This is a genomic window from Chitinophaga sp., assembly GCF_036569185.1.
In the GTDB taxonomy this organism is placed as follows: Bacteria; Bacteroidota; Bacteroidia; order Chitinophagales; family Chitinophagaceae; genus Chitinophaga.
Map to the genome: position 1 here is coordinate 1 of NZ_DATCRD010000358.1, position 3,746 is coordinate 3,746.

Below are 3,746 nucleotides of genomic sequence, written 5' to 3' on the forward strand. Positions count from 1 at the left end.
CACGGATACCCTTTTACCTGCTGTGGGGAGAAAGACGGTAATCCCGCCGGTACAAAACCCGCGTTGGCAGCGGTACCTATGCCATTGCGGAGATAGGTCATCATTTTCGTACGGTCTATACCGTAGTTAATGGCCTGCCGGATCTTTCTCCAGCGAAGCGGCGATGCTTTTACGACGGCCATGCTGCTGTCTGTAAGAAAACCCAGGTATTCGGTATTGAGATAAGGATGTTTGTTCAGCACCATTTTCCCCTCCCACTCCTTACGAAGCTGCCCCTGTTTGGTGAGCACTTCATCTTTAAAGGAGGCGTCTATATCATTCATAAAGTCCAGCTGCCCCTGGCGGAACAGCAGGAACTCCGACGCCTTGCTTTCGAGGAAGCCCACCTGTACGGCTTCCAGATAAGGCAGGCGATGCCCTGCGCTATCCGTTTCAAAATAAAGAGGGTTGCGGTGCAGTACCAACGCCTGTCCTTCGTCCCAGAGGAAAAAGCGGAACGGGCCCGTGCCACAGGGATGGTTACGGAAATCTTTCCCGTATTTCTCAATAGCCTCATGCGGTACCACAGAGCAATATTGCATGCTGAGAATGCCCAGCACCGGGTGGAAAGGCCGGTACAGCGTTAGCTCAAAAGTAGAATCGTTGAGGGCTTTAAAGCCGCTGTCGGCAGAAAGTTTGCCGTTAAAGATCCAGGCGCCGGGCGATGCCGTGGCCGGGTCCATGATACGGCGGAGGCTATACACCACGTCATGCGCCGTCATCCGGCGGCCTTTGCCCCCGGGGAAAATGTCGCTGTCGTGGAAGTATACATCTGTTCTCAGGTCGAAAGTATAAGTGCGGTGGTCTGCCGATTCGCGCCACTGCTTTGCCAGCGAAGGACGGATCACCAGGTTGCTGTCCGGCTCCACCAGGGTATTGTATAATTGCTTTACCGCCCATATTACTTCCTGGCTTTTGGCAAATGCGGGGTCGAGACTGGCGATTCCGTTGGTACTGTTATACCGGAATACGCGCAGCGACTGTTTTTCCGGGCCACCGCATGCGCCAAACAGGAGGCTGCATAGCACTGCAAGCCCCCATCTGCATATAACCACCTGACAATAACTACTTTTCATCTGGCAGTAAATTAATATCTTTCAGGCTAAAATATACGAATAAATATGCGCGGCATACCTATGCTTTGTATGGCCCTTATGGCTACCTTAACTGCAGGGGCACAGCAGTTCAGCAGGGCGGACACGCTGAGAGGCACCATTACCCCACAGCGCGCCTGGTGGGATGTAACAAACTACGACCTGCATGTGCAGGTAAACCCGGACGACAGCACCTTCAGCGGGTTTAATACCATTACCTATAAGGTGCTGAAACCAGATTCTGTGATGCAGATAGACCTGCAGGTACCCATGGTGATAGACAGTGTGGTGCAGGACAAGAAATCGCTTCCCGTTACCCGCGACGGCAATGCCTGGTTTATCAGGATAGCAGCGCCACAGGTAAAAGATAAATCCAAAAAGATCACGGTATTTTACAGCGGCAAGCCCCGCAAAGCGGTGAAAGCACCCTGGGATGGCGGCGTGGTATGGGCCAAAGACGATAAAGGCCGTCCCTGGATAGCCACTGCCTGCCAGGGCCTGGGCGCCAGCATCTGGTGGCCGAACAAAGACACCCAAAGCGATGAGCCGGAAGACATGACCATCAGTGTTACCGTTCCCTCCGACCTCACCGATGTATCCAATGGCCGTTTAAAAAAGACCATCGACAATCCCGATGGTACCAAAACCTTTGTATGGTACGTAGATAATCCTATCAATAATTATGATGTGGCTGTGAACATAGGTAATTATATAGAAATGAAAGATACCTATTCAGGCGAAGGCGGTAAACTGGACCTGGGCTTCTGGGTATTGGATTATAACGAAGATAAGGCACGGGAGCATTTCAAAGTAGTAAAACCCATGCTGAAATGTTTTGAATACTGGTTTGGAAAATATCCTTTTTATAAAGACAGCTACAAACTGATAGAGGCGCCGTTCCTGGGAATGGAGCACCAGAGCGGCGTAGCGTATGGCAACAAATACCAGATGGGCTATTCCGGCCGGGACCTTTCCGGCAGCGGCTGGGGCCTGAAGTGGGACTTCCTCATTATCCATGAAAGCGGTCACGAATGGTTTGGCAACAGCATCACCAGCAAAGACCTGGCTGATATGTGGATCCATGAATCGTTCACCAACTACTCAGAAACCCTTTACACCGAATGCCAGTACGGGCGTAAGGCGGCAGATGAATATGTACAGGGCATCCGCAAGAATATTTTAAACGATAAACCAATCATTGCCCCCTATGGCGTTAACGCCGAGGGAAGTGGTGATATGTATTATAAAGGAGCCAACATGCTGCATAACATCCGGCAGATCATGGAGAACGACGAAGCTTTCCGCCAGCTGCTGCGGGGACTGAATAAAACATTCTATCATCAAACCGTGACTACCCGGGAAATTGAAGACTACATGAGCCAGGCGGTGGGCATGAACCTGGATAAGGTATTTGACCAATACCTGCGTCATACCACCATTCCTACGCTGGAGTACCGTTTCAAGGGGCAGCAGCTGCAATACCGCTGGGTGTCTGATGTAAAGGACTTTAATATGCCGGTGAAGGTAAAACTGAGCGACAACGGTTATAAGCTGATATACCCGGGCACCTTATGGCGCAGCTCCAATGTTACTTTAACTGATCTGAAGAATTTTGAGGTAGATAAAAACTTCTATATAAATTCAAAACAGGTAAAATAAGAAAAGGGACTGGTGTATTACCAGTCCCTTTTTATTTATCGTTTTAATAATTTGAAAGCGTGGCCGGAGCTATCGTTCAGGAATCCCCAGGCGGCCCATAAAATAGAGAGCGGCTCTATACTGCGGCTCATTTCTATCTTTCCCATATCCGCCACATCCAGCCAGCCGATCTGGTGCAGGAGATTCACTACTTCCCGTTTGGCATCGTTATTATTACCGGCTATAAACATAGTTGGGGCGCCCTCTTTAAAGTCGGGCAGCAACATTTTTTCGTGGCCGATACAGCTGAGCGCCTTTACCACATTGGCATCCGGGGGCAGCCAGGCTTGTATTTGTTCACCGGCGGAGTTGGTATGACCAATAGTGAAGGTAAGGCGTCCGTTTTCATCAGGGCCTTTGCCATCGAGGGGGTTGGTAACATCCACTACTGTTTTGGATTTGAAGTTCCATATACCAGCGGCTTCAATGGCTTTTTTGGTGCCGGCCCAGCTGGTACAGATCAGCAATAGCTCCCCGAATTCCGCCGCCTGCCTGAAAGTGCCGGCCATGGCCTGCTTTCCTTGTTTCTTTATCCATTGCTGCAGGGCTTCCCTTGAGGGGTTACGGGTACCGATTGTAACATGATGTCCTGTTTGAATGAGCCCTTTACCAAGAGTTAATCCAACAGGTCCGCTTCCAAGGATACCGATTTTCATGAGCGAAGATTAAATTAAGCAGATAATAGTGCGAACTATGAAGATACTTAAAAAAGTGCGAAGATTGTCTGACTCAGGATTATGATGATTATACTGATTACCGTGATTTATTTTTGGGATTTTATAATGATTAAAAAGATTTGGGGAGATTTAAGCGGATACCTTCGCCTAAATCTCCCCAAATCTTTTTAATCATTACAGGATCCAATCAGGGTAATCAGTATAATCATCATAATCCTGAGTCAGACAATCTTCGCAC

At 49.1% G+C, this 3,746-nt stretch carries 3 protein-coding genes; 1 reads left to right on the forward strand and 2 read right to left on the reverse strand.

Annotation, left to right across the window (positions count from 1 at the left end):
- Nucleotides 1-1,115: ABC transporter substrate-binding protein (locus tag VIM72_RS27445; RefSeq protein ID WP_332006007.1), on the reverse strand; the 1,115-nt coding region annotated here is incomplete at its 3' end.
- Nucleotides 1,116-1,160: 45 nt separating this feature from the next.
- On the opposite strand from VIM72_RS27445, the gene VIM72_RS27450 reads away from it, so the two are divergent.
- Entirely contained in the window at nt 1,161-2,792 is a 1,632-nt protein-coding gene (locus VIM72_RS27450; RefSeq protein WP_332006008.1) for a M1 family metallopeptidase, read from the forward strand.
- A 35-nt stretch (nt 2,793-2,827) separates the two neighbouring features.
- Here VIM72_RS27450 and VIM72_RS27455 read toward each other — a convergent pair whose 3' ends face one another.
- Nucleotides 2,828-3,487: an NADPH-dependent F420 reductase gene (locus VIM72_RS27455; RefSeq protein ID WP_332006009.1), complete on the reverse strand. Its 660-nt coding sequence runs from the start codon at nt 3,485-3,487 to the stop codon at nt 2,828-2,830.
- Between the last annotated feature and the right edge of the window lie 259 nt (nt 3,488-3,746).

What these genes read in the sequence shown, in the direction of transcription:
- VIM72_RS27450 (WP_332006008.1), top strand. Translation starts at nt 1,161, where the DNA reads ATGCGCGGCATACCTATGCTTTGTATGGCCCTTATGGCTACCTTAACT.
- VIM72_RS27455 (WP_332006009.1), bottom strand. Translation starts at nt 3,487, where the DNA reads ATGAAAATCGGTATCCTTGGAAGCGGACCTGTTGGATTAACTCTTGGT.